The sequence below is a fragment of the Agathobaculum sp. TL06 genome, from assembly GCF_054658635.1.
In genome coordinates, this window is sequence record NZ_BAAGGY010000016.1 from 1 (window position 1) to 24,641 (window position 24,641).

Consider the following 24,641-nt stretch of genomic DNA (forward strand, 5'->3'; position numbering starts at 1 on the left):
TCAGGAAGATCATTTCGTTCGGGATGAACACATGGTCGAAGATCACCAGCACCTCATGCCCGCCGTAGACCTTGTTGCCCACGTCGATGTCGTTGTACTCCTCGGTCTTGCGCGTGTCGCAGGACTGGCGGCCCAGGATGAGCGTAATGCCCTCCGCATCCGTCGGGCAGGCGAACGAGATCGCATAGTCCTCGTCCCCCTCGCGCATCGAGATCGTCGGCATCACCAGCACATAATGGCTGTTGATATAGCCGGTCTGGTGCGCCTTCGCGCCCGTGACGTAAACGCCGTCCGCGGTGCGCTCCACCACATGCAGGAACAGGTCCGGATCCGCCTGCTTGGAGGGGGACAGGCTGCGGTCGCCCTTGACGTCGGTCATCGCGCCGTCTACCGCCCAGTCGTTCTCCTGCACGTCGGTCCAGAACTTTACGAAGTTATCAAAGTAATGCGTGCCGCACGCCTCGTCGGTTTCATAGGTGGTGGAGTAGACCGCGTTGGACGCGTCCAGACCCACGCAGCGCTGGAAGCAGGCGGCGGTCTTCTGACCCAGCAGACGCTGCATCTTGACCTTCTTAATCAGGTCGTCCGTGGACTGGTGCAGGTGGGTGAAGCGGTTGATCTTCTTGCCCGTGAGGTTGGAGGTCGCGGTCATCAGGTCCTCGTACTGCGGGTCCTCCGCCAGCTCATAGGTCGCCGCGAACGAGTTCAGCGACGGGCGGATGATCGCGTTATCCACCGGATTCTCCACCTTTTCCCCGAAGCTGTACAGGTTCAGATGCAGCTTCCGCAGCGATTCTATGTATTCTTCTTTTGTCATCATAACGGCTTATCCTTTCTTGTTTGATAAATATCGGTACAAAAGGTGTATGGAAGATGTTATGATCCGATCTGGACAAGCACCTTGAATGCATCCTTGTGCGTCTCTGCATAGTCGAACGCGTCCGCGACCGCGTCAAAGGGGAATACCTTGCTGATCAGCAGGTCGAGCGCCTCGTCCAGCATGCCCGAGGAAACCAGATTGACCGCGCAGGAGAAGGCATATTGGCTGTGGATGCGCACCCCCTGTACGCGCAGCTCCTTGGCGAACAGCTTGCCGGTATCCACCGGATAAGGCTCGCGCGTCATGGCGATCTGGACGATGGTGCCGGTATTCTTGGTGTAGTCGACGCAGGTGGTGATAGCGGAGGGGACGCCGGCGGCCTCGAAGCTGACGTCGTAGGGCTTGCCGCCGTTCGCGGCGAGCAGCTTGGCCGCGAAATCGTGGTCGAGCGGGTTGAGGGCGATGCAGCCGAGTTTTTCCGCCAGCACGCGCCGGCTTTCCACGACCTCGGAAACGACCACCCTGCGCGCGCCCGCGGCTTTGGCAACGCAGGCAATGAGCTGGCCGATCGGGCCGCCGCCTATGATGAGCGCGCTTTCCCCAATCTTCAGGCCGCTCATGCGCACGTCATGGACCGCCACCGCGAGCGGCTCGATCAGGGCCGCCCGCCGCAGGTCCACGCTTTTGGGGACGCGGTACATCTTTTTGGTTTTTACGCGCACATATTCGGCAAAGCCGCCGTCCGCATGTACGCCGATGATCTTCAGATGCTCGCAGACGTTGTCCTCGCCCTTGGCGCAGGCGTCGCAGCGCCCGCAGGTCAGCAGCTCCTGCGCGACGACCGTGTCGCCCAGCTCAAAACCCTCGGCGCCCTCCCCTCTGATCTGCACCAACTCTCCGACGAACTCGTGGCCGGGTACCAGCGGGAACACCGCCGTGGGATGGTGGCCGTTAAACACATGGATATCCGTGCCGCAGATACCGATGTACTGCACCCGTATCAGCGCCTCGCCGCTTTCCAGCTCCGGACGGGGGATCTCGGTCAGGTGCATTTTGAGAGGATCTTCAATAACCAACGCTTTCATATAGCAGCCTCCTTACCGTGCTTTTCGGGCGATTGCTTTTTTCGCCGCTTCCACAATATAGGGCGCGGTCAGGCCGAAGCGGTCGGCCAGGTAATCCACCGGCCCAACCTCGCCGAATTCGTCGTGTACGCCGACCATCTCGAGCGGCGCGGGCTGGTTTTGGCACAGGACCTCGCACACCGCGCTGCCCAGACCGTTGATGATATTGTGGTTTTCCGCAGTCACAACCGCGCCGGTCTGCGCGGCCGCCGCGATGACTGCCTGTGCGTCGATCGGCTTCCAGGTGAAGATGTTGAGCACGCAGGCGCTGACGCCCTGCTCCTGCAGCGCGGCCGCCGCCTTGAGCGCTTCCGCGACGCAGAAGCCGGAGGCGATGATTGTGACGTCCGTTCCCTCGCGCAGCGGCACGGCTTTCCCAATATCGAAGGTCGCGCCGTCACGGAAGACACGGACCGTCGTTTTTCGGACGAGGCGCATGTAATGCATGCCGTAGACGCCGGCAATCTGCCGCATCAGATCCCGCAGCATAACGGTGTCCACCGGCTCCAGCACGGTCATGGTCGGAATGCCGCGCATGATGCCCATATCCTCAAACGGCATATGCGTGCCGCCGTTGAGCGCCGCCGTGATGCCGGGGTCCGAGCCGACGATCTTGACATTGAGCTTTGCGTAAGCGCCGGATACAAAGATCTGGTCGCACGCGCGGCGCGTTGCGAATGGCGCGAACGTATGCGCGAAGGGGATTTTGCCGGCCGCGGACAGGCCCGCGGCCACGCCCATCATATTCGCCTCCTGGATGCCGCAGTCCACGGTCTGCTCGGGGAATGCCTTGGCGAAGGGCTTTGTACCCATCGCGCCCATCAGGTCCGCGTCGAGCACCATGATGTCCCGATTCTGCCCGGCCAGCTCCATCAGTGTGTCACAGAAGACCGAACGCATTTCCACGGGGTCGTTGCTGAGCTTTTCTTCTAACTGAAATTGCATAAGTCTATCCTCCTGCGGGCTTAATACGAGTCGATCGCGGACTGCATTTCCGCCAGCGCTTCTTCCAGCTCCTCCGCTGTCAGGCCGCGGCTGTGGCTGCCCACCTGGCCGGCGGACTTGCTCCAGCCGTTGCCCTTGACCGTATGCAGCACGATCATAGAGGGCTTATCCGACTGCGCCCTGGCGTTTTCGATGGCCGCGTCAATCGCCGCAACGTCGTGGCCGTCCGCCTCCTGCGCATACCAGCCGAATTCGCGGAATTTGGCGGCGATATCGCCCAGGGCGCAGACCTCGTCGGTCGTACCGTCGAGCTGCAGCTTGTTGTAATCGACAAAGGCGATCAGGTTGGAGAGCTTGCGCTGGGCAGCGAACAGCGCCATTTCCCAAACCTGCCCTTCGTCGATCTCTCCGTCGCCGAACACGGCGAACACGCGGTTATCCTTGTGGTCGAGCCGCAGCGCGAGCGCAATGCCCGCGGCAGCCGAGGCGCCCTGGCCGAGCGAGCCGCAGGTCATATCGACGCCGGGGGTTTTTGTCCGGTCGACATGGCTGGGCAGGTTGGTGTGCGGGCGGTTGAGCGTTGCCAGCTCGGACACGGGGAAAAAGCCCTTGAGCGCGAGCGTGGCGTACAGCGCCGGACCGGCGTGACCCTTGGACAGCACCAGCCAGTCCCGCCCCTCCCAGCGGGGGTTTTTAGGCTCGTAGCGCATCTGATTGCAGTACAGGACGGAGAGCAGGTCGGTGATGGACAGCGAGCCGCCCAGATGCCCGACGCCCAGGCCGGCGATCATTTTTACGACCTCCATCTGCACCTGCTTGGAAAATACCTTCATTTCCCGAATTTTTTCGGCACTTAACATAATGATCTCCTTCGGTTTTCAGGGATGGTTTTGGTCAATCGTCTAAGAACTTCTTTTCCGGCCCGGGCGGCGAGTAGATCCAGAGCAGCCGTAGCTGCTCCGCGCCGGTGTTGCGGAACTGGTGCGGCTCTCCCTTTTCGATCGCGATCAGGTCGCCCGGCTGCACCTGCACCTCCTGTCCGGCGATCCGGCCCGTGCCGGTCCCCTGGACGACGAAGATCAGCTCCTCGCTGTCCGGATGCGCGTGCTCCTCATGCACCTGCCCCGGGTCGATCAGGGCCATGCCGCAGCCGTAGGCGTCCCGCTTGGCGGGCGAATAGGGCGAGGCGAACAGCTTGATCCGCCGCTCGTTGATGGTGCCGGGGTTGATGACCTTTCCTTTTACGCTGTCAACAGTGAATTTGAGCATAGGCTATCGGCTCCTTTCCGTCCGGTCAAATGCCCAGGTATGCTTTCTTCAGGCTTTCATCCTGCAGCAGCTTTTTGCCCACGTCCTGCATGACGACTGTGCCGTTCTCAATGACATAGCCCCAGTCCGAGATGGACAGTGTCTTGCCGACGTTCTGCTCCACAATCAGGATTGCGGTGCCGCGGTCGCGGATCATCTCGATGGTCTGGAACATTTCGGTCACCAGGATTGGCGCGAGGCCCCAGGAGGGTTCGTCCATAATCAGCAGCTTGGGGTTGCTCATCAGCGCGCGGGCCATGGCGACCATCTGCTGCTCGCCGCCCGAGAGCGTGCCGGTGAGCTGCCGGCGCCGTTCGAGCAGGCGCGGGAAGATCTGGAACATCTCCTCCTTGTTTTCCTTGCGGCGCTTGCGGGACTCCCTGGTGCAGGAGCCGATGTCGAGGTTGTCCTCCACCGTCATGTTGGGGAAGAGCTGGCGGCCCTCCGGCACCAGGCAGACACCCTTTTGCATGATCTTGTCGGGGGAGAGACCGTTCAGCTTTTCGCCGTTGTATTCCACCGTGCCGCTGGTGAGCGGGATCAGGCCGGTGATCGCCTTGATGAGCGTGCTTTTGCCGGCGCCGTTGCCGCCCACGATCGCGACGATCTGATTGTCCGGCACCTCCAGCGAAATGCCGTGGACAATTTCACCGCCGTTGTAGCCGGTGCGTAAATCGCTAATTTTCAGCATTGTCAAAATCCTCCCCCAAATAGGCGCTGATCGCACGCTTGTCGTTGGCGACCTGCTCGGGCGTGCCTTCCACCAGCTTTTCGCCCCGATGCAGGATATAGATCTTGTCGCACAGGGACATGATCGTCTTGATATCGTGCTCGATGATCAGGATGGTAACGCCCGCGTCGCGCACCTTGCGGCAGGTGTCGACCAGCTCGAGCTTTTCCTGCGGGTTGCAGCCGGCCATGACCTCGTCGAGCAGGATAAGCTCCGGATCGACCGCCAGCGCGCGGGCGATCTCCAGCTTTTTCTTGTCCACAGTGGTCGTGTTGTTGGCGATCATATCCAGATCGCAGGTCATGCCGACCAGGCCGGCGACCTCGCGCGCCTTCTGCTCCACCTGTTTGGCGTTGGTGGTATGCAGGAACGCGCCGACCATGATGTTCTGCAGCACGGTCATGTCGCCGAACGGCTTTGTGACCTGGAAGGTGCGCGCAAGCCCCATCCTGGCCATGTCCTCGGTTCTGGCCTCGGTGATATCCTGGTCCTTGAAATAGATCTTGCCGCTGGTCGGGTGGTAGTAGTTGGCGATCATATTGAACAGGGTGGTCTTGCCGGCGCCGTTGGGGCCGATCAGCCCGACGATCGCGTTTTTCTCAATCTCGCCGGAAAAATCGTTTACCGCTGTCAGGCCGCCGAACTGCTTGGTCACATGTTCCATTTTAACGATTACTGACATTTTCTTATCCCTCGCTTCGTACATATTTGCGCGGTGCCTTGCCGGCGGCGGTTATTTGGACGCCGCCTTGGACTGTTTCTTCTTTCCATTCGCGCCGAACAGCTTCTCCTCGATCCACTGCGCCGCCTTTACGATATATTCGCACAAACCGTGAGGCATAAAGTAAACGACCAGCATCATGATAACGCCGTACAGGAACAGGTTCAGGCCGGACATTGTACCCGCGAAAGTGGCGGACAGGTATTCCGACAGGGGGACCAGCACAACCGCGCCGATCACGGGACCCATAACGGTTCCCTGCCCGCCGATCAGGGCGATCAGGGCGATCTGTACCGCCAGGTCGTAGCCGAAAATGCGGTCCGGACCGATGTAGCGGAAGTACTGGGCGTAGAAGGTACCGGCCAGGGAGATCATAAAGCAGCTGATGCCCATGGCGATCAGCTTGTACTTGGTCACGTTGATGCCCAGGCTCCGCGCGGCGTCGTCGTCGCTGCGGATCGCGACCAGATAATATCCGAGCTTGCTTCTGGACATTTTCCAGGTGACAAAAACGCCGATGGCCAGCAGGATAAACGCAACATAGTAGTAGCCCAGCTTGCTGCGGAACTCATACATAACGGCCTGATAGCCCGTCTGGGTCAGCGACCAGCCGGAGCCGCCCTTGAGCGGGATCGGGCCGAGGTTTTCCGTGTTCAGGACAAAGGTGCCGAATATTTCGCAGATCGCGATAGAGGCGAGCGTGAAATACGGACCCTTGAGGCGGAAGGTCGGATAGCTGATGACAACGCCGATCAGCATGGCGACCGCCGCGCCGATCAGCATGCCGATCCAGGGGGAAACGCCCTTGGTTTCCAGGAGGATCGTGGAGATATAGCCGCCGATGCCCATGTAAACCGAATGGCCGAGCGACATCGTGCCGGCGTAGCCGCAGATCAGGTTCCAGGCGACCGCTGCAAATGCATAGAAGCAAACCAGGATCAGGATGCTCTGCATATAGGTGTTTGCCAGCAGCGGCGCGACAAGAAAGCACAGCGCTGCCAGCCAAACGAAAAATTTGCCCTTAAAAATAGAATTTCCTTTATAGCTCATATCTCGCATCCCTCACTTTTTCTTGCCCAGCAAACCGTCCGGCTTGATGACCAGAACGATCAGGAAAAGGATAAACGACAGCATGGACGCCATGGTAGAGGTGATAAACTGCGCGCCGACCTGCTCGATCAGGCCGAATATCAGGCCGCCGATGATCGCGCCGGGGATGCTGCCCAGGCCGCCCAGCACAACGATCATGAACGACTTTGTGCCGAACACATTGCCGACGGAGGGGGAAACCAGGTAAAACGAGGCCATGCAGGCGCCCGCAATGGCAAGCGCCGCGGTACCCAGACCGAACGCGATGCCGTAGGTCGTATGTACATTGACGCCGCACAGCGCCGCCGCGTCACGGTTCTGGGATACCGCGCGGATGCGCTTGCCCAGCTCGGTGCGGTTGATGATGAACCACAGGATGCCCGCGACGACAAAGGCCAGCACGAAAGAGATGATGCGCGAATACTGCGTGACGAATTTTCCGTCGAACAGGCGCGCGTAATTCGAATAAGCCCAGGTGTTGAGCGTTTTATAGCGCGAGGTATAGATCATCAGGTAAAGGTTTGCGATCGCGTAGTCCAGGCCGATCGTAAACAGCATAACGCTGGTCGGTTCGAGCACGCTGGCGCGCTCGCGGATGAGCAGCGGACGGATGACAACCTTCTGCAGCAAAAAACCGATCACAAAGAACAGGGGCGCGATGACGATCATGGCTAAAAACGGATCGACATCATACCGCGTGAACAGCTCGTAATACGCATAGGCCGAGGCCATCAGCATGGCGCCGTGCGCGAAGTTGATGATGCGCACCACGCCGAAGATGACGCTCAGGCCGACCGCGATCAGGCCGTACGCCCCTCCCAGGATCAGCCCGTGCAGAATGGACAAAAACAAATTGTTCATAACCTATTTCCTTTCCTCTGTAATTACCGCCTCGATACAGTTTGCAGAGCGTTGTAAAGGGCGTATGGCTGGAACGGGTATGCCGAAAGGATAACGCCGAAAACGGCGCAGCGGCAGGGCGGGAAGGCTTCCCGCCCCAGGCCGCCGCCGTATTGGCATGGAGCTGTTTCCGTACAGGGAAAGTCAGCGCTCGCTGAACGCGGGGATGGGGAGGACCGCCTTGCCGCCGGAGCTGTGCTCAGCCGGATAAAGGGCGACAGGCTCGCTGTTCTGGTACTGGACGATCGTGCCGCCGGTCGGGCCGCCGCCAAAGGTGTTCTGGCCCTTTTCGTCAAAGACGATGGCGCTGTAGCCGGAGAGCAGCGCGCGCTCCTCGTCGCTGTTCTGGATGTTCAGGTTGGCGATCGCGTCGCGCAGGGTCTCCGCGTCCGTGGTACCCGCGGCTTCGAGCGCATAGTAGGCGACATAGGCCGCAGTCCAGCCCTGGGCGAAGAACGAGCTCATTTCATAGCCGTAGGTGTCCTTGCACTGCTGGGCGACTTCCTTGATCCATTCCTTGTTCTGGACGCCGGACATGTCCCAGTCCTCCTGGACGAACGTGTATTCATAGACCTCGGGGCTGACGGATTCATAGAACGCGGAGTCCTGCCAGCCGCCGCCGACCGACCAGATGCCGTAGGGCAGGTCGACCTGGTTGGCGTACATGGCGTTGGCGAATACGATGCCGTCATCCGTATAGAACGAAACGTTGCACACGTCCGCGCCGGATTCCTTGATCTTGAGCACCTGGGAGGTCATGTCCGCCTGGCCGTTGGTTACAGGCTCGTCAAGCACGCAGGTCCAGCCGCGCTCGTCCGCCGCTTCTTTCCAGATGCGGGCATTGTCGGAGCCCCAGTCCGTGTTTTCATAGATCAGCGCGTAGGTCAGGGTATCCAGGTTCTGCTCCTCGCAGATAGTATCCAGCGCGGTGATCATTTCGAGCACGTCGAACGTCGCGGTGTTGTTGATGCGGAAGACGTAATCATAGCCGCGCTCGGTCACATCGGTGGCGACGCCGCCCTGGGAGATGAACGGGATGGAGTACTTCTGCGCGACCTCGGTCGCGGCGATGCAGCAGGTGCTGTTGTATGCGCCGATAATCAGCGGCACCTCGGAGTCGGTAATCAGGCGTTCGCAGGCAACCGAAGCCTGGTCGGCCGCAGTCTGCGTATCCGCAACGACCAGCTCGATCTGCGCGCCGTCCATCGACTTGATGCCGCCGTTGGCATTGATCTCCTTGATCGCGGCCTCAGCGCCGTCCGCATGCTGCTGGCCGATGGTTGCGGAACCGCCGGTCAGCGGCCACAGGCTGCCGATCTTGACAACGTTGCCGTCCGTGGATGGCGTGTCCTGCGCGTTGGCGTCAGGGGTGTCCGCGCCGTTCCCGCAGCCCACCAGGCTGAGGGCAAAGGTGAGGGACAGGCCCAAACTGATCAGTCGCTTAACTCTTTTCATTTTTCTTCCTCCTTAGTGTGTTGGGATTTTTCTATTTGCAGCAGCTACACAAAACAGCTCACTCTCTCTTCTCACCGCCTCTCTTCCGTAGCCGCCAACAAATATTTCAAACCGATTTTCCGGATGTACCCGTCAAAGGCCTGTTCCCAGTCCTCCAGACGGTATATGTTGCTGATCAGCGGCTTGAGGCTGATCTTTTTCTGCTCCAGCAGCTCGAGCGAGCGGATCCACCATTCGGTCTTTTGGGCATAGGTACCGTGGACGGTCAGCTCCTTGAGCGTAATCAGGTTCATATCCAGCGTGGTGGGCCTGCCGGTCAGGCCGACCTGCACATAGCGGCCGCCCTTGCGCACGGCGCGCAGACCCATCTGGATCGCAGGGCCGGCGCCGGAGCAGTCGAACACGACATCCGGCCCGTAGGGCGGGCAGAGCGCGGCGAGCTGCTCTTCCGCGTCCGGCTGGTCGGAAAAGACCGCGGCGCAGGCGCCAAGCTCTTTGGCCAGCTCCAGCCGTTCGGCGTCCACCTGGGTGCCGGCCATCACGACCCGCGCGCCCGCGCTGATTGCGAGCTGCAGGCACATCAGGCCGATCGCGCCCGGGCCGGTGATCAGCACCTTGTCGCCCGGCCGCAGGCCGCCGAACTCCAGCACGCCCTGCGCGCAGCAGGCGAGCGGCTCGGTCATGGCGGCCTCCTCCATGCTGACGCCCTGCGGGATGCGGTGCAGGTTCTTTGCCGGCACCACCACAAGCTCCGCCATCGCGCCGTTGACCGCGCTGCCGATGGACTGCTTTTCCGGACACAGGTTTTTGTGGCCGGTCTGGCAATAGGGGCAGACGCCGCAGGTATGGTAATAGGTTTCGCTCACGACCCGCTGCCCGATCCAGGCGGGATCGACGCCCGCGCCGACGGATTCCACCACGCCGGACAACTCATGCCCCATCGTTACGGGCGGGTTGGTGGGGTAGCCCCCGTCGCCGCTGAAAATATGGATATCCGTGCCGCAGATGCCGCAGTAGGAGACGCGGATGCGGACCTGGCCGGCCTGGGGGAGCGGCGGCTCGACCTCCATCAGCCGGACCTTTTTCGCCCCGTTTTCGTAATTGACGACTGCTTTCATGGCTCCACTCCTTGCTTTCCGTTCGGGTACAGCAGAATTTTGATGCCCTTGCTGTCCTGCATTTCCTCAAAGCCGCGCTGCCAGTCTTCCAGGTCGTAGCGGCTGGTGATCAGATGGTCGACCTGCACCTTGCCGCTGGCCATCAGCTCGATCGCCATTTCCCAGTTGTGGTACTGGTGGCCGAACGTGCCGACAATTTGTAGCTCCTTTGCGGTCAGCAGGGAGTAATCGATGGTCAGCTCGGGCTTAGTCAGGCCAATCTGGATGAACGTACCGGTCTTTTTGACCGCTTTCATGGCCTGCCGTATCGCAGGCTCCGCGCCGGTGCAGTCCACAGCGACGTCAAAGCCCCTGCCGCCGGTCAGCTCCTGCACCGCTTCGTCGGTCAGTCGGGTCAGTGTCACGTCGATACCGGCGCGTCGGGCGGCATCCAGCCGTTCCTGATCCTGCGGCAGACCGACAAGCACGGTTTTCGCGCCGCACGAGCGGGCGGCCTGCGCCACAAGCTGCCCGATCGCGCCCGGCCCCATGACCAGCACGCGGTCGGCGGCGGTAAGCGCCGTATGGTCGAGCAGGCCGTGCAGCGCAACGGCGAACGGCTCGCACAGGGCGGCCTTGTCAAAGTCCAGGCTGTCCGGTATCTTGTGGACAATGGCCTGCCGCACGGCGATGTATTCCGCCATGGCGCCGTTGACGCCGTAGCCGATGGAAAGCCGCCTGTCGCACATCAGCTCCCGACCGCTGCGGCAATAAGCGCACTTCCCGCAGACCACCTGCGCGGTTTCGCTGACCACGCGGTCGCCCGGCTGCAGGCCGGTGACGTTGCGGCCAAGCTCGACGACCACGCCGGAATACTCGTGTCCCAGGATGACAGGCGGGTTGCTCCAGGTGGTGCCGTGCCATATCTTGATATCCGTGCCGCAGATACCCGCCGCGGCCACGCGGATGAGGACCTCGTCCGGTCCCGGTACGGGGCGCTCGGTTTCGCGCAGCGCGACATGGCCCGCGCCGGACTCCCATTTCATCAATGCTTTCATATTTCTGTTCACCCTTTTGCTGTCCAGCCGTTTTTTGCAGGGATCTTTTATAAAAGATAGAGAAGCAACTCCTGTGCCAACTGTGCCGCCGCCCCGAAAAAATCCCGCTTTTTTTGCAGAAGGCCGGATTGCCGCGCCGCGCAGGAAAACAGGGACGCATCCGGCCCGCAGCCGGCGGGACGGGGTCAAGGAGGTTTGTGCAATATATATAATAAGTTTTGGTATATTCTGTGCGTTTTTATTTTATGTGACAACAAGGTGACACATGTGACAGAAAGGGGGGAGGAAGGAATTGCCGAAAAAGGAATACCATACCGCGCGGGGCGCGGCTTTGCGGCGGTTTTTCAAGAGTGTGTCACATTGTTGTCACATAGGGACACACAGCGCCCCGATCGGCGGGGAACGGCGGGAGGGAAACGACGGCACTTATTTTTTTCGTGCAAAATTCTGGTTTTGGTGTATAATAATGACACACTGAAATGCAATGCTTTGAAAGGAGGAGCCTTGTTGATTGCACAAGCGAAACGCGAGCAGATGGAACGGGCCAGATATCAATTTTTTCACAGCGGGGCGGAAGACTACAGCGTGTTTCCCAAAGTGGTTTATGATTCCTGGAAGCGTTCGCTGGCCTATGGGCTTGATCCGGAGAAGCAATATGTCAAACGGCTCACGCCGGAGGAACTGGAGGCCCGCCGCCGGAAAAACGCGGTGCTGATGGAGGTTGCCACCTCCTTTATGGAGTTTCTGCACACCCTGGTCAAGGGGTCGGGCTTTGTGCTCCTCCTGTCGGACAGCGACGGGTATATCCTGAAGCTGATCGGGGACAAGGACGCGGTGGCCGATATCCAGTCCAAGGAAAACCCGCTGGTGGAGGGGGCGTGTCGGCATGAATCGGTGTTCGGCACGGGCGGAATCGGCACACCGATGGCGATTCGGAAGCCCGTCCAGCTTGCCTCCTACGAGATGTTTTATCCGTCCGAGCATGAGTTCACCGGAATCGGCGCGCCGCTGATCGACGCGGACGGCCGGCTGTGGGGCGCGATCTGCATGTCGGGCGCCTGGAACCAGACGCATCCGCACACACTGGGGCTTGTGGCCGCAGCAAGCTACGCGATCATGCGGCAGTTTTCGCTGCAAAGGCTGTATAACCGCCTTGCCGCGGCGGAAAACCAGCTTCAAACCATCATTTCGACCATCAACCAGGGCGTGTTCCTGCTGGACAGCGGCTATACCATCGTCAAAACAAACGACACCGCGCTGCAGATCCTGGGCTATACCAAGGACGAGCTGCTCCGGCAGTCCATCCTGGAAATCATGCCCTCGTTCGACTTCTTCAAGATGAAGAAAAACGTATATGACCGCGATTTGACGGTGCAGGGCAAATACGGCACAATCCGCGCGTTCGTCACGATACAGATGGTCCAGAACGCCGCCTCAAGCGATGGCTCGGGCCTGTTGATTACCTTCCGGCAGAGTCCGGAGGTGCGCAAATTCGTCACAAAATATATCGGCGCGACCGCCTCGTTCAACTTTGACGACATCATCGGGCAGTCCTCCGCCATCACCACCGCCAAGGCATACGCCCAGATCGCAAGCACCAACTCCGCCAACGTGCTGCTGCTCGGGGAGAGCGGCACAGGAAAGGAGCTGTTCGCGCAGTCGATCCACAACAGCAGCGAATTCGCCTGCGGGCCGTTTGTGGCGGTGAACTGCGGCGCGATACCCAAGAGCCTGGTCGAAAGCGAGCTGTTCGGCTACGAGTCGGGCGCGTTCACCGGCGCGAAGCGCGAGGGCAGCGCCGGCAAATTCGAGCTGGCCAACAACGGCACGATTTTCCTGGACGAGATCGGCGATATGCCTTACGAGGTACAGGTCCACCTGCTGCGCATCCTACAGACGCGCGAGGTGACGCGCGTCGGGGGAAAGAAGCCGATCCCGCTCAATATCCGCATCATTGCGGGTACCAATGTGGACCTGCAGCAGGCGATTGAGGAAAAGACCTTCCGCAGCGACCTGTATTACCGCCTGAACGTCCTTTCTCTCCAGATACCGACGCTGCGCGAGCGGCGGGAGGACATCCCGATACTTACGGATTATTTCATCCGCAAATACCAGCCGGCGGGCAAGGCGCAGATACGCGGCGTTACGGACGAGGTGATGCGGCTTTTTCTGGAATATCCCTGGCCGGGCAATATCCGCGAGCTGGAAAATACGGTCGAGCGCGCCTGCCTGCTGACCACCGACGTGTATATCCGGCCGGAGCATATCACGGCGTCGGTGCTGCGTTACCGCGCGCCGGCCGCGCCCGCAGCGCCCGCGCCGGCGGCAAACGAGCCGGCGCGCGGCACGATCCACGAGGCGGAACGGGAGCTGATCCTCAAACAGCTCAACGAGTCGCGCGGCAACGTCAAAAACGCGGCGGCGCGCCTGGGCATCAGCCGGCGGACGCTGTACCGCAAAATGCAGAAGCTGGGGATCGATTACCAGCACCTGCGCCGGCGGGAATGACAGGGGAAAAGGATGCGGGGAGCCCTCCGCTTGCAGCCGCAAGCGGAGGGCTCCCCGGTTTTTGTATGGATACGCTGGGCCTGCCGACAGGTTGACAATAAGAAAGAGTTAAAAGGAAGAGATATATAGCACAATTGAATCAAGGAGAAAGCAGGCCCAGGGTATCGAAAGAGAAAGAAAAGGAGATTGTCGGGAATGAAAGGGGGTTACAGCCGCGCCTGATAGATCGCGGTGATATCCTCCAGCGTCAGGGGGACATAGTTGTTTTTCAGAAGCCTTTGCTGATTGTCGATGGTGCTTTGGGCAAAGACGGGGACGTCCTCCTGGGTGACGCCGTAATCCGCCATGCGCTTCCGTTCCAGCACCCTGGACAGCAGGCATTCCAGCAGGTCGATGCCGGTGTCGCCCTCAAGCTCCGCGCCGCTGCCGGCCGCGGCAATCGTATTCTGCAGGAAATGGTCCAGCGTGCGGATTTTTCCGTCCGGCTTCTTTTCCTGGTATTTGCGCAGGACGTCGGTAAAGAACTGGTAGTTGCTTTCGCCGTGCGCCACATGGTATTTGCCGCCCAGGGCGTAGCTCATCGCGTGGACCGCGGCGCAGCCGCTGTTGCTGAACGCGATGCCCGCGTAATTGCTGGCACGCAGGTATTCCGCGCTGCTCTGGAAGCGCGCGTGCTGTCCACGCTCGGCGATCTGGCAGTAGCCGCGCAGGATATCCTGCATGGCCTGCAGGGAGTACATCTCGGTATACGGGGTCGCGCTGGGGCTGAGGTAGGACTCGACCGCGTGGATGAGCGCGTCGATCGAGCTGGTGGCAAACACGCTGTACGGCAGGCTCTGCAGGAATTCCGGAATGAGCACGGCGTGGTCGGCGAACATGGCGGGGGAGACAAGCCCCTGCTTGGTACCCAGCCTGGTGCGGTTGAGGATGGAGATATTGGTCACCTCGCTGCCGGTGCCGCAGGTCGTCGGGATGATGATGAGCCGGCGCGCCTTGGTCAGGCCCGCCATATTGTCGTACAGTTCGTCCACCGTTGCGCCGCCACCGAGGACCAGAACCTTGGCGATATCGATGACCGTGCCGCCGCCGATTGCGATTACACGGTCGTAATTGCCCTTGGCGGCCTCGTCCAGAATGGCCTGCGTCATGGTGTCGGTCGGCTCGCCCAGGCCGAATTTCTCCTGATAGATCCGGCCGCACGGAAGCCCCAGCTTCTCGATAAAGGGCTTGTAAATGTACTCGTTGGTCAGGATCAGGTCGGACGCGCACAGCGTAAATTCCTCTGCAAAGTCTTTGAACGTATCAAACTGGTGGATTTCCGGCCCAATGTAAAGCTGTTTCATAGTATCCTTCCTTTCTTTCGCGTCCGGCACTCCAGACGCGGCTGCGTGGTTCAGAAGTCAAAATCTTCGTAAAAGGTATATTGGATGGCGTCCGCGTTCGGCGCATAGAAGCAGACCATGTGCAGCGGGATATCGCCGGTGTTCCATACCATATGCGGCACGCCCTGCGGGAACAGCACCAGGGTGCCGGGCTCCAGTCCCATGACCTCGTCGCCGACCTTGACCTTTCCCGTTCCGGAAAGCACATAAACGGTCTCCTCGCCGTTGTCATGCGCGTGGGCGGGTTTGGCCTTGGCGCCCGGGTCATAGCTGACCGTGCAGATCGAGCTGTAACGCCCGCCGGTCTTTTCCGGCGTATGCAGCCAATACACCTGGCGGCCGTCAAAGACCTTTTTTTCTCCGTCCCGTTCGTGGATGCAAAGATTCATGTAAAACATCTCCCATCTGAAAAATTTATCGTTCCATCCCGCAGGCGAACATATTATACTGATTTGTGCAGCAAAAACGGTGCCATCCCAGTGGGGCGCGGGGGAATTTTCGGGTGTGCGCGGCGTTTTTTCAAGCGGGGCCGGACGGCCCCTCCCGCCGCGCGAACGCGGAGGGGATGCACATTTCCTGCCGGTATTTCGCGACCGTGCGGCGGGAGATATAGATGCCCTGCTCCTCCAGCAGGGCGGAGAGCTTCTGGTCGCTGTATGGGGCGTCGGCCGGTTCGCGCTGGATCAGCCCGCGGATGCGGGCGCGCACCTCCTGTGCGTTCGCGCTGACGCCTTCGGCGGACACCTCCTGAGAAAACAGGCCGCGCAGCGCGAGCGTGCCGTGCGTCGGCGTTTCGATGTATTTCCCTTTCACGGCGCGGGAAACCGTGGACGGGTGGACCTGAAGCTGCGCCGCCATCTGGCTCATGGTCATCGGCGCGAGCGGGCCGCGTCCGTCCAGCCACGGGCGCTGGCGCGCAATGACCGCGCGGACCAGCCGCAGGAGGGTTTCGCGGCGCTGGGCGAGGGCGCTGATAATCAGACGGGCGCGTTCGAGCGACTGCTTCAGGTAGGCGTGCAGCTCGGGGGACTGGGCCTGCTGATAGAGCGCCGCGCAGTAGGGACTGACGCAGTAGGCGTCGGCCGTGCGGTCGTTGAGCAGAATCTCCCAGCCGCCGTCGGTTTTGCGCAGCGTAATGTCCGGCACAAGGTAGGGTGCGTCCCCGCCCACAAGTCCGTTCAGCGGATGAGGGGAAAGCTCCTTCAGGAGGTCGATATAACGGGCGAGCGCTTTGCGGGACAGATGCAGCTCGCCGGCGATTTTGGCGTAATAGCCGGAGGCGATCTCGCTCAGATACCGCAGGATGATGCTGCGCAGCGTGTCGTCAAGCAGACCGCGCGCCTGCGCCTGCCGGAGTAGACAGTGCGCGGCGTCCGCTGCGAAGATGCCGGGCGGATCAAGGCCGCGCAGGACCTCCAGGCAATGCGCCGCGGTGTCGGCGGGCATACCTGTGGACTGGTAGAACTCCGCAAGCGGCGTGCGGAACAGGCCATCGTCGTCTGCCCAGTCCAGCAAAAGCAGAAAATCCCCAGCGTGGGCGCGGAAAGACGGATGCCGCTGCAGTTGGTCGAGGATATGCAGCTTCCACTGCTCCTCGTCGGTGTACAGGCCGCAGGAGGCCTCGTAGGAAAGCGGCTCCGCAGCGGGGGCGGTGCCTGTCCTCCAGCTGCTTTTCCACTCGAGCGCGGGGTTCTCTGTGAATTCCTCCTGCAGGAATTTCTCCAGCTCCTGGACGGTCAGCTCGAGCATTTTCAGCGATTGCAGCTGCTGCTGGGACAGGATCATGTTTTGCGTCTGCTGCTGAACAGGGTGGTTTGCAAAGACGTCCATCTGGTTCTTCCTCTCTGTCTTCGATCTGTGCGTTGAGGGGCTTTGCTTGGCGAGCAGTAAGCGCAACGGCACAAAAAAGTATAAAGCAAAACCCATGCCAACTTCTGGCATGGGTTTTGCTTGGCGAGAGGATGAGGCTGTGGACGCGTCCGGCACGTCAGCGCGCGGCAGGGATGCGCTGCGCCGGCGGGCAGAAAAAAGCCTGCAGCCATATGGCTGCAGGCTTTGAGGACGATGGTGCCGCCAGCCGGAATCGAACCGGCACAGTATCGCTACCGGAGGATTTTAAGTCCTCTGCGTCTACCAGTTCCGCCATGGCGGCATGCATCGTTGTTATTATAGCAGACCGGACGCGGCCTGTCAAACAGGCGGGGCGGCGAAAGTTACGCCTTTTTTTCAAACACACGCTTATCCAGCGCGCCGTCCTGGTGCGCGACGATCGTGGTGCAGACCGCGTCGCCCGTGATGTTGACCGCCGTGCGCGCCATATCCAGGATGCGGTCGATGCCCATAATCAGCCCAATGCCGGCAACCGGCAGGCCGACCGAGTCGAACACCATCGCCAGCGTCACCAAGCCGACAGAGGGGACGCCGGCCGTGCCGATCGAAGCGAGCGTGGCCGTGGCGATGACGGTCAGGTAATCCGCGGGCGTCAGCGCGATGCCGAACGCCTGCGCGACGAATACGACCGCCACACCCTGCATGATGGAGGTGCCGTCCATGTTGATCGTCGCGCCGAGCGGGACCGTGAACGACGAGATGCGCCGCGCCACTCCGACCTTTTCCTCCAGCGTTTCGATGGAGAGCGGGATGGTTGCGTTCGAGGTCGCGGTGGAGAACGCAAAGCCCATGACCGGCGCGAATTTCCGGATGAACCGGAACGGGTTGAGGCCGGTAAACAGCTTGAGCAGGATCTGATACACACCGAGGCACTGCACCAGCAGCGCCAGCAGGACGGCCGCCATATATTTGAACATGGGGACCATCGCGGAAAAGCCCAGTTCGGCGAAAGTTTTTGCGATTAGGCAGAACACGCCCGCCGGCGCGAGCCGCATGATCATCATGGTCATCTCCATCATGATGTCGTTGCCCTGCTGGAAAAAGTTTGTTACCAGCTGCACCTTATCCTGCAGTCTGGCAAGGATGATTCCGATGATCAGCGCAAATACGATGATCTGCAGCATGTTTCCGGCGGCCAGCGCTTCAATCGGGTTTTTGGGGATGATGTCCAGCAGCGTCTCGGCAAAGCCCGCGCTTTCCGTGACCGTGGTATCCACGGCCTGCACCTGGGACATATCCAGCCCCAAGCCGGGATTGAGCAGCGAGGCAACGCCCAGCGAAACCGCGACCGCCAGCATGGTTGTGACCAGGTAAAAGCCGATCGCTTTGACGCCGACCTTGCCAAGCGTCTTGGTGTCGCCGATCGCGGCGGCGCCGCAGATGAGCGAGCAGAACACGAGCGGCACGACCAGCATCTGCATCAGCCGGATGAAGCCCTGGCCGACAACATAAAATATGCCGCCGACTAGGACGTCCTGCACGAAAGCGGACCCGTCCGTAAAGCCGTGCAGCAGCGCGCCGGCCGCCGCGCCGAGCAGCAGAGCGATAAAGATTTTGGTGGTCAGGCTGTTTTTTCTCATTTTTCCGGTTTCGCTCATGCCAGCCCTCCCGCGTTCCGCTCCGACAGATACATGCCAAGCGCCTCCCGCCAGTCCGGCATATGGTAGATGCCGGTAATGCGCATCATCATGTTGTCCAGCAGTGTAAAGCGCGGGCGCAGCGTTTCGTCTGCGGCCGCAGGCTCCACAACGGAATCCGCGAAGCCGCTCAGACGGAGGATCTCGCGCGCGAATTCCGCGCGCGAGCAGGCCCCTTCGCAGGAGGCGTGGTACAGCCCGTATTCACGCGCCCCGACCAGGTATTCGATAAAGCCGGCGAGCGCGTCCGCCGAGGTCGGGGAGGAAATCTCGTCCTCGGGCAGGCGCACGGTTTCCCCGCGTGCCGCCGCCTGCAGCACCTGGTCGACGAAATCGTCCGCCCCGGCGCCGTACAGCCAAGAGGAACGCACAATCACGTGCTTATCCGTCAGCTCGCGCACCAGCTTTTCCCCAGCGTACTTGCTTTTGCCATACATGGTCGCCGGATGCGCGTCGTCGAACTCGCACAGCGCGGATGAGGCTGCGCCGTCGAAAACGTCGTCGGTCGACAGCTGGATCAGCTTGGCGTCGATGCGCCGCGCGGCGACCGCGAGATTGCGCGCGCCGATGGCATTGACCTTATACGCTTCCTCCGGCTGCCGCTCGCAGGCGCGCACGTCGGTCAGGCCGGCGCAGTTGATAATAACGTCGGGATGGTTGAGGTCGGCGAAGTGGCCGACCTGGAAGCTGTCCTCCACCCGAACGTCAAGGTCGCTTGCCAGCAGCCGGAAGCCTGTGTTGCGGTCGAACCGGCGGCACAGAGCGGAACCCAAACGGCCGCCTGCGCCTGCGATCCAGACGCGTGTCGTGATACTCATAAAACACCTCTCGATATAATCTTCGATCGAAACCGCAGTTCCATTCGGGCATGCGCCTGTATATTCAGATTTTGCGCGCATGGAGTATCAGTATACCATAAAAGTGTGCGCTGCGGAAGAAAAATTATCGGATTTCCGTTGGGGCGGCGGTGCGGCGCAGCACCGCCTCGACCGCGGCGCGGTCAGGGAGCCAGCCGCAGAACGCGGCCGCGCTGCCCGCAGCGACCGCGAAGCGCAGCGCCTCGGGTGCGGAAAAGCCATGCAGGCGCGCGTACAGCCAGCCGGCGGCCATGGAGTCGCCGGAGCCGACGGTTTGGACCACCTGGCCGGCGGGGGCGTCCAGATGGAGCGCTGCGCCGGTAGCGGGAACGAGTACGGCTCCGTCCGGCCCGCAGGAAACAAGGATGTCCTTCGCGCCCGCGGCCTGCAGCTCGCGCGCGCAGGCGGCGATGCCAGCAGGGCTGCGCGGCGCGCCGCCGACCAGCGCGTCCAGCTCCTCCAGGTTAGGCTTGATCAGGTCGGGTGCGCATGGCAGGGCGTTTTTGAGCGCGTCGCCCGAGGTGTCGACGAGCGTGTGTACGCCGTTTGCCCGCACGCGGCCGAGCAGGCGGGCGTAAATATCCGCCGGCACGCCGGACGGGACCGAGCCGGACAGGACGAGCCAGTCCCCGCCGCCGAGCGTGTCCAGCGACGCGGCCAGCTTTTCGAGCGCGTCCGCGGGGATGTCAGGCCCTGCGCCGTTAAGCTCGGTCTGCTCGCGCGCGCAAACCTTGACGTTGATGCGCGTCATGCCCTGTCCCAGACGGCAGAAATCGTATTCCACGCCGGTTTCGGCCAGCAGGGAGGCGAACAGCGCGCCCGTGCCGCCCGCGATGAAGCCGAGCGCGCGCGTGGACAGGCCGAGCGCGGCGCAGACAAGCGAAACATTGACGCCTTTTCCGCCGGGGCGCAGGGTTTCCCCGTGCATGCGGCACAGCCTGCCCGGGCGGAGGTGGTCGGTCTGGACAAGATAATCCAGCGAGGGATTGAGCGTAACGGTATAGATCATGGCGGCTGCCTCCTTTTCCTTATTATAATAGTATGATACCGCAGTTCCGCGCAGGAAGCAAAATATTTTCACAAACGGGGTTGACTTTGACGCAGCGTAAACCGCTATACTGAAGGCAGGGAGGTGAAAACGATGGAATACGGAATTCACGCGCTGGCGGGGCTGGCGGGGGTGAGCGCGCGCACCCTGCGGTACTATGACCAGATCGGGCTGCTGCGGCCGAGCGGCACGACCGAAGCCGGCTACCGCCTGTACGGGGAGCGGGAGGTCGACCTGCTACAGCAGATCCTGTTTTATCGGGCGCTGGGCGTGCCGCTGAAAGAGATCGCCCGCATCGTGCAGGCGGACGGTTTCGACCGGCTGCGCGCACTGGAAAGCCATTTGTCGGCCCTGTATGCACGGCAGGCGCAGACCGCCGCCCTGATTGAGACAGTGCAAAAAACCATCCGTTCCCTGAAAGGAGAGACAGAGATGAGCGATACGGAAAAATTTGAGGCGTTCAAGCACAAAATCGTTCGGGAGAACGAGGCGCGGTACGGCGCCGAGGTGCGCGCCAAATACGGAGACGGGCAGGCCGACGCGGCGAACGCCGCGGTGCTGGCCATGACCGAGACGGATTATGAGCGTTTCGAAGCGCTGAAGGACGAGGTACAGCGGGCGCTGGAAGCCGCGGTCCGCGCGGGGGACGATCCCAGGGGGCCGTCCGGCGAGCGCGTTGTCCGGCTGCATAAGACCTGGCTGGGCATGACGTGGAGGGACTATACCGCGCAGGCGCACCGCGCGCTGGCCGCGGGCTACACGGCGGACGAACGGTTCACCGCCTATTACGACCGCAATCTGGCCGGCTGCGCGCAGTTCCTGTGCGACGCGGTACAGCATTGGGCGCGGTGAGGATCAGAAAAGGCGTAGGGCGGCATTGCCGCCCTACGCCTTTTCCTGCAGGTAACGCTTGATCTCCTCCAGAAAGGCCTCGCCGTAGCGCTTGGCCTTGGCCTCACCCACGCCGCGCACGGTGAGCAGCTCAAATTCCGTGATGGGCTGGCGCGCCGCCATGTCGCTCAGCGTGGCGTTGGAGAAAATGACATAGGGCGGCACATGCGCCTTTTGCGCCAGCGCCGCGCGCAGGGCGCGCAGACGGCTGAACAGGTCCTGGTCCACGGCCGCGTCGGACGCCGCGGCGCGGGCTGCGGGCGCCTTTTCGCGCGGCAGACGGAGGACGAAGGTATTCCGCCCGCGCATGAGCGCGTTGCCGGACGGGGTGAGGAACAGCGCGTTGTACCGCGCCGGATCGGCCCGCAGATGCCCGCGCTCGATCAGCGCGTCGGTCAGCTGGCGCACGCGCGCGGCGGTCGCGTCCGCCATGATGCCGTAGGTGGAGAGCGTGTCCAGCCGGAACTGCTCGATCTTTTCGCTTTTGCTGCCGGTCAGTACGGCGGCGACGATCACCCGCCCGAAATGCAGGCCGCGTTCGCTCAGACGGTATACGCAGGACAGGATCTTTTGTGCCTCGACCGTCGCGTCCACCTGCTCGAAGGTGGTGTCGCAGTTGCCGCAGTGTCCGCAGGACAGGGGCGCCTCCTCCCCGAAATACCGCAGGATGGTCCGGCGCAGGCATTCGGTGGTTGTGGCGTAAAAGGTCATCCGGCGCAGCCGCTCCCGATCGCGTTCGAGCAGCTGCCGGCGCACGGCGGGATCGAGCGCGTCGTCCTCGTCCTCGCGGCTGCGCTCGATCAGGAATTCCGCCGTATGCACGTCCTGTCCGCTGTACAGCAGGATGCAGTCGGCCGGCTCCCCGTCGCGTCCGGCGCGGCCCGCCTCCTGATAATAGCTTTCCATGTTTTTCGGCATGTTGTAGTGGATGACAAAGGACACGTTGGATTTGTCGATGCCCATGCCGAACGCATTGGTCGCCACCATGATGGGCCTGCGGTCGTAGAGGAAATCATCCTGGTTCTGCTGCCGCTCCTCCGCGGACAGTCCGGCGTGGTACCGCGTAGCGGGCAGGCGCTTGGACACCAGCATATCGCACACATCCTCCACGGCTTTGCGTGTGGCGCAGTACACGATGCCGCTTTTCCCCGCCCGTTCGGCCAGCAGCCGCAGCAGGGCGTTCGGCTTGGAGGAGGGGCGCTCGACCGAGAAATACAGGTTGGGCCGGTCGAAGCCCGTGGTTTTGATGTAAGGCTCGCGCAGGCCGAGCGCGCGCACGATATCGTCCCGCACCTGGGCGGTTGCCGTTGCGGTGAACGCGGAAACCAGGGGACGCGCGGGCAGGGCGGCGAGGAATTCCTCAATCTTGAGGTAGCTGGGGCGGAAGTCCTGCCCCCACTGGGAGATGCAGTGCGCCTCGTCCACCGTGAGCATGGCGATCGGCGTCCGGCGCGCAAAATCCAGAAAGGCGGGGGCGGTCAGCCGTTCGGGCGCGATATACAGCAGGCGGCACGCGCCGGCCTCGGCGGCATACAGGGCGTCGGCCATTTCCGCGGGCGGCATGGAGGAATTGACGCAGGCCGCGGGTACGCCCGCCTCGGCCAGCGCGCCGACCTGGTCCTTCATCAGGGAGATCAGCGGGGAAACAACCAGCGTCAGGCCGTCCAGCAGCAGGGCGGGTACCTGATAGCAGATCGATTTGCCGGCGCCGGTCGGCATGATGCCCAGCGTGTCGCGGCCGGAAAGGATGGACTGCACCAGCTCGCCCTGCCCGGGCCGGAACGAATCATAGCCGAAATATTGCTTTAAGATGCTTTGTGGGGTCTCCATGCGCGTAAGCTCCTTTGGTGGGATCGCTTCTATCATACCACGCCGGACCGCGGAATGTAAAACAAAGAATCCGCCCGCCCCGCCGGAAAGGCAAAAGCAGGGGGCGCTGAAAATCGGGATTTTCAGCGCCCCCTGCCGTGACAGGCATGTCCGGCCGTGCGCCGGCGATGCCCCGCCCGCCTGGGAGCGGTATGCCCCAGGCGAAAGACTTAGTACTGCTGGTCGTTTTTCTTGTTCTGGGTATTCTGCTGGTTCTTGTTCTGTTCGTTGTTCTGCTGCTGGTTCGAGGTAGACGGGTTCTGGTTGCGGTTCTGCTTGCTCATAACGGAATCACCTCTTTTTTTGGATTTTTCGATGATAGTCTGCACCTGTTGTGCGGAAAATATACGCATGGGTCTTGCGAAAAGCCGCAAAACCTGATAAAATCTATCTGCGCCGCATGGCGTTTTTCAGGTTTGTTTTAATTATTATAATGATAGAAAGAGGGACATCCATCATGTCGGGACATTCCAAGTGGCATAATATTGCCAAGCGCAAGGGCGCGAACGACGCGAAAAAGGCAAAGATATTCACCAAAATCGGCCGTGAGATGGCGATCGCCATCAAAGAGGGCGGCTCGGCGAATCCGGACTTCAACGCCCGCCTGCGCGACTGCATCGCCAAGGCCAAGGCCAACAATATGCCCAACGACAACATCAAGCGCACGCTGGACAAATACTCGGGCGCGAACGGCCAGGTCAACTACGAGGCCAACAACTATGAGGGCTACGGCGTGGGCGGCGTCGCCGTTGTTGTGGAAACGCTGACGGACAACAAAAACCGCACGGTCGCGGATGTGCGCCACCTGTTCGATAAGTATGGCGCGGGCCTGGGCGCCACCAACTGCGTATCCTGGCAGTTCGATAAAAAGGGCGTAATCATCATGGAGCGCGGCGAGCTGGACGAGGATACTGTGATGATGCAGGCGCTCGAGGCGGGCGCGGAGGATTTCCAGGCGGATGAGGAGACCTTTGAGATCTATACCACGCCGGACGATTTCTCCGCCGTGCGCGAGGCGCTCGAAACGCTGGGCTACTCCTTTGTCGAGGCCGAAGTGGAAATGGTGCCGCAGAACTATATCACCCTCGAAAAAGAGGAGGACATGGCCCAGATGCGCAAGCTGCTCGACAACCTGGAGGATAACGACGATGTGCAGGCGGTCTGGCATAACTGGGAGAACGAGGACGACTACGAAGGATAACGCAAGGCGGCTTTCCGCTTTGGAAGGGTATTTGCACCGGCGCAGCCAAGCTGCGCCGGTGCTTTATTGTAAGCGTAAACCTGATCCGCGATGGTTTGAATCGGCCTGTTT

Annotated in this window: 22 protein-coding genes and 1 tRNA gene; 3 read left to right on the forward strand and 20 right to left on the reverse strand. The window is 61.3% G+C overall.

Annotated features, from left to right (window positions below):
• The 12 genes from ACYQ3S_RS10580 to ACYQ3S_RS10635 all read right to left on the reverse strand — a co-directional run.
• A partial coding sequence (locus ACYQ3S_RS10580; protein WP_459689010.1) for a 4-hydroxyphenylacetate 3-hydroxylase N-terminal domain-containing protein occupies nucleotides 1-820 on the reverse strand: 820 nt, incomplete at its 3' end.
• Between the two features lie 56 nt (nucleotides 821-876).
• On the reverse strand, nucleotides 877-1,905 hold the full coding sequence (locus tag ACYQ3S_RS10585; RefSeq protein ID WP_459689012.1) for a zinc-dependent alcohol dehydrogenase: 1,029 nt from the start codon (nucleotides 1,903-1,905) through the stop codon (nucleotides 877-879).
• A 12-nt stretch (nucleotides 1,906-1,917) separates the two neighbouring features.
• Complete coding sequence (locus ACYQ3S_RS10590; protein ID WP_459689014.1) at nucleotides 1,918-2,889, reverse strand: transketolase family protein; 972 nt, start codon at nucleotides 2,887-2,889, stop codon at nucleotides 1,918-1,920.
• 20 nt (nucleotides 2,890-2,909) lie between these two features.
• Entirely contained in the window at nucleotides 2,910-3,749 is an 840-nt protein-coding gene (locus tag ACYQ3S_RS10595) for a transketolase (RefSeq protein ID WP_459689016.1), read from the reverse strand.
• Nucleotides 3,750-3,783: 34 nt separating this feature from the next.
• Nucleotides 3,784-4,158: a cupin domain-containing protein gene (locus ACYQ3S_RS10600; protein ID WP_459689017.1), complete on the reverse strand. Its 375-nt coding sequence runs from the start codon at nucleotides 4,156-4,158 to the stop codon at nucleotides 3,784-3,786.
• Between the two features lie 25 nt (nucleotides 4,159-4,183).
• The gene (locus ACYQ3S_RS10605) at nucleotides 4,184-4,888 is read right to left on the reverse strand and encodes an ABC transporter ATP-binding protein (RefSeq protein ID WP_459689019.1); all 705 of its coding nucleotides are present in this window, start codon (nucleotides 4,886-4,888) and stop codon (nucleotides 4,184-4,186) included.
• Nucleotides 4,875-5,609, reverse strand: a complete 735-nt coding sequence (locus ACYQ3S_RS10610; protein WP_459689020.1) for an ABC transporter ATP-binding protein — start codon at nucleotides 5,607-5,609, stop codon at nucleotides 4,875-4,877. The genes ACYQ3S_RS10605 and ACYQ3S_RS10610 overlap by 14 nt, the downstream gene beginning before the upstream one ends.
• Nucleotides 5,610-5,660: 51 nt before the next feature.
• Nucleotides 5,661-6,698, reverse strand: coding sequence for a branched-chain amino acid ABC transporter permease (locus tag ACYQ3S_RS10615; protein ID WP_459689022.1), 1,038 nt, complete (start codon nucleotides 6,696-6,698; stop codon nucleotides 5,661-5,663).
• A 12-nt stretch (nucleotides 6,699-6,710) separates the two neighbouring features.
• Nucleotides 6,711-7,598 (reverse strand): branched-chain amino acid ABC transporter permease, encoded by an 888-nt coding sequence (locus ACYQ3S_RS10620; protein ID WP_054328353.1) that lies wholly within the window; start codon nucleotides 7,596-7,598, stop codon nucleotides 6,711-6,713.
• A gap of 183 nt (nucleotides 7,599-7,781) precedes the next feature.
• Nucleotides 7,782-9,092 (reverse strand): ABC transporter substrate-binding protein, encoded by a 1,311-nt coding sequence (locus ACYQ3S_RS10625; protein WP_459689023.1) that lies wholly within the window; start codon nucleotides 9,090-9,092, stop codon nucleotides 7,782-7,784.
• 71 nt (nucleotides 9,093-9,163) lie between these two features.
• A complete protein-coding gene (locus tag ACYQ3S_RS10630) occupies nucleotides 9,164-10,210 on the reverse strand; it encodes a zinc-dependent alcohol dehydrogenase (protein ID WP_459689024.1) in 1,047 nt (348 codons plus the stop codon).
• Nucleotides 10,207-11,247 carry a zinc-dependent alcohol dehydrogenase gene (locus ACYQ3S_RS10635; protein WP_459689026.1) on the reverse strand — a complete coding sequence of 347 codons (1,041 nt, stop codon included), beginning with the start codon at nucleotides 11,245-11,247 and terminating at the stop codon, nucleotides 10,207-10,209. Before ACYQ3S_RS10635 ends, ACYQ3S_RS10630 begins: the two co-directional genes overlap by 4 nt.
• A 507-nt stretch (nucleotides 11,248-11,754) precedes the next feature.
• On the opposite strand from ACYQ3S_RS10635, the gene ACYQ3S_RS10640 reads away from it, so the two are divergent.
• Entirely contained in the window at nucleotides 11,755-13,755 is a 2,001-nt protein-coding gene (locus ACYQ3S_RS10640) for a sigma-54-dependent Fis family transcriptional regulator (protein ID WP_459689028.1), read from the forward strand.
• 206 nt (nucleotides 13,756-13,961) lie between these two features.
• On the opposite strand, the gene ACYQ3S_RS10645 is transcribed toward ACYQ3S_RS10640, so the two are convergent.
• The 7 genes from ACYQ3S_RS10645 to pfkB all read right to left on the reverse strand — a co-directional run bounded on the left by ACYQ3S_RS10645 (nucleotide 13,962) and on the right by pfkB (nucleotide 20,530).
• Nucleotides 13,962-15,098: a 4-hydroxybutyrate dehydrogenase gene (locus ACYQ3S_RS10645; RefSeq protein ID WP_459689030.1), complete on the reverse strand. Its 1,137-nt coding sequence runs from the start codon at nucleotides 15,096-15,098 to the stop codon at nucleotides 13,962-13,964.
• Between the two features lie 50 nt (nucleotides 15,099-15,148).
• Entirely contained in the window at nucleotides 15,149-15,526 is a 378-nt protein-coding gene (locus ACYQ3S_RS10650; protein ID WP_459689032.1) for a cupin domain-containing protein, read from the reverse strand.
• A 130-nt stretch (nucleotides 15,527-15,656) separates the two neighbouring features.
• Nucleotides 15,657-16,967, reverse strand: coding sequence for an RNA polymerase factor sigma-54 (gene rpoN / locus ACYQ3S_RS10655; RefSeq protein WP_459689034.1), 1,311 nt, complete (start codon nucleotides 16,965-16,967; stop codon nucleotides 15,657-15,659).
• 235 nt (nucleotides 16,968-17,202) lie between these two features.
• A tRNA-Leu gene (locus ACYQ3S_RS10660) sits at nucleotides 17,203-17,289 on the reverse strand.
• Nucleotides 17,290-17,350: 61 nt separating this feature from the next.
• Nucleotides 17,351-18,625: a dicarboxylate/amino acid:cation symporter gene (locus tag ACYQ3S_RS10665; protein WP_054328377.1), complete on the reverse strand. Its 1,275-nt coding sequence runs from the start codon at nucleotides 18,623-18,625 to the stop codon at nucleotides 17,351-17,353.
• On the reverse strand, nucleotides 18,622-19,482 hold the full coding sequence (rfbD, locus tag ACYQ3S_RS10670) for a dTDP-4-dehydrorhamnose reductase (RefSeq protein ID WP_054328378.1): 861 nt from the start codon (nucleotides 19,480-19,482) through the stop codon (nucleotides 18,622-18,624). Before rfbD ends, ACYQ3S_RS10665 begins: the two co-directional genes overlap by 4 nt.
• 124 nt (nucleotides 19,483-19,606) lie before the next feature.
• Nucleotides 19,607-20,530, reverse strand: coding sequence for a 1-phosphofructokinase (gene pfkB, locus ACYQ3S_RS10675; protein WP_459689036.1), 924 nt, complete (start codon nucleotides 20,528-20,530; stop codon nucleotides 19,607-19,609).
• A gap of 132 nt (nucleotides 20,531-20,662) precedes the next feature.
• Between pfkB and ACYQ3S_RS10680 the strand changes: the two genes are divergently transcribed.
• Entirely contained in the window at nucleotides 20,663-21,421 is a 759-nt protein-coding gene (locus ACYQ3S_RS10680; protein ID WP_459689038.1) for a MerR family transcriptional regulator, read from the forward strand.
• Between the two features lie 33 nt (nucleotides 21,422-21,454).
• Here the strand turns inward: ACYQ3S_RS10680 and recQ are convergent, their stop codons facing one another.
• On the reverse strand, nucleotides 21,455-23,290 hold the full coding sequence (gene recQ / locus ACYQ3S_RS10685; RefSeq protein ID WP_459689039.1) for a DNA helicase RecQ: 1,836 nt from the start codon (nucleotides 23,288-23,290) through the stop codon (nucleotides 21,455-21,457).
• Nucleotides 23,291-23,786: 496 nt separating this feature from the next.
• On the opposite strand from recQ, the gene ACYQ3S_RS10690 reads away from it, so the two are divergent.
• Entirely contained in the window at nucleotides 23,787-24,530 is a 744-nt protein-coding gene (locus ACYQ3S_RS10690; protein ID WP_054327983.1) for a YebC/PmpR family DNA-binding transcriptional regulator, read from the forward strand.
• Nucleotides 24,531-24,641 lie beyond the last annotated feature (111 nt).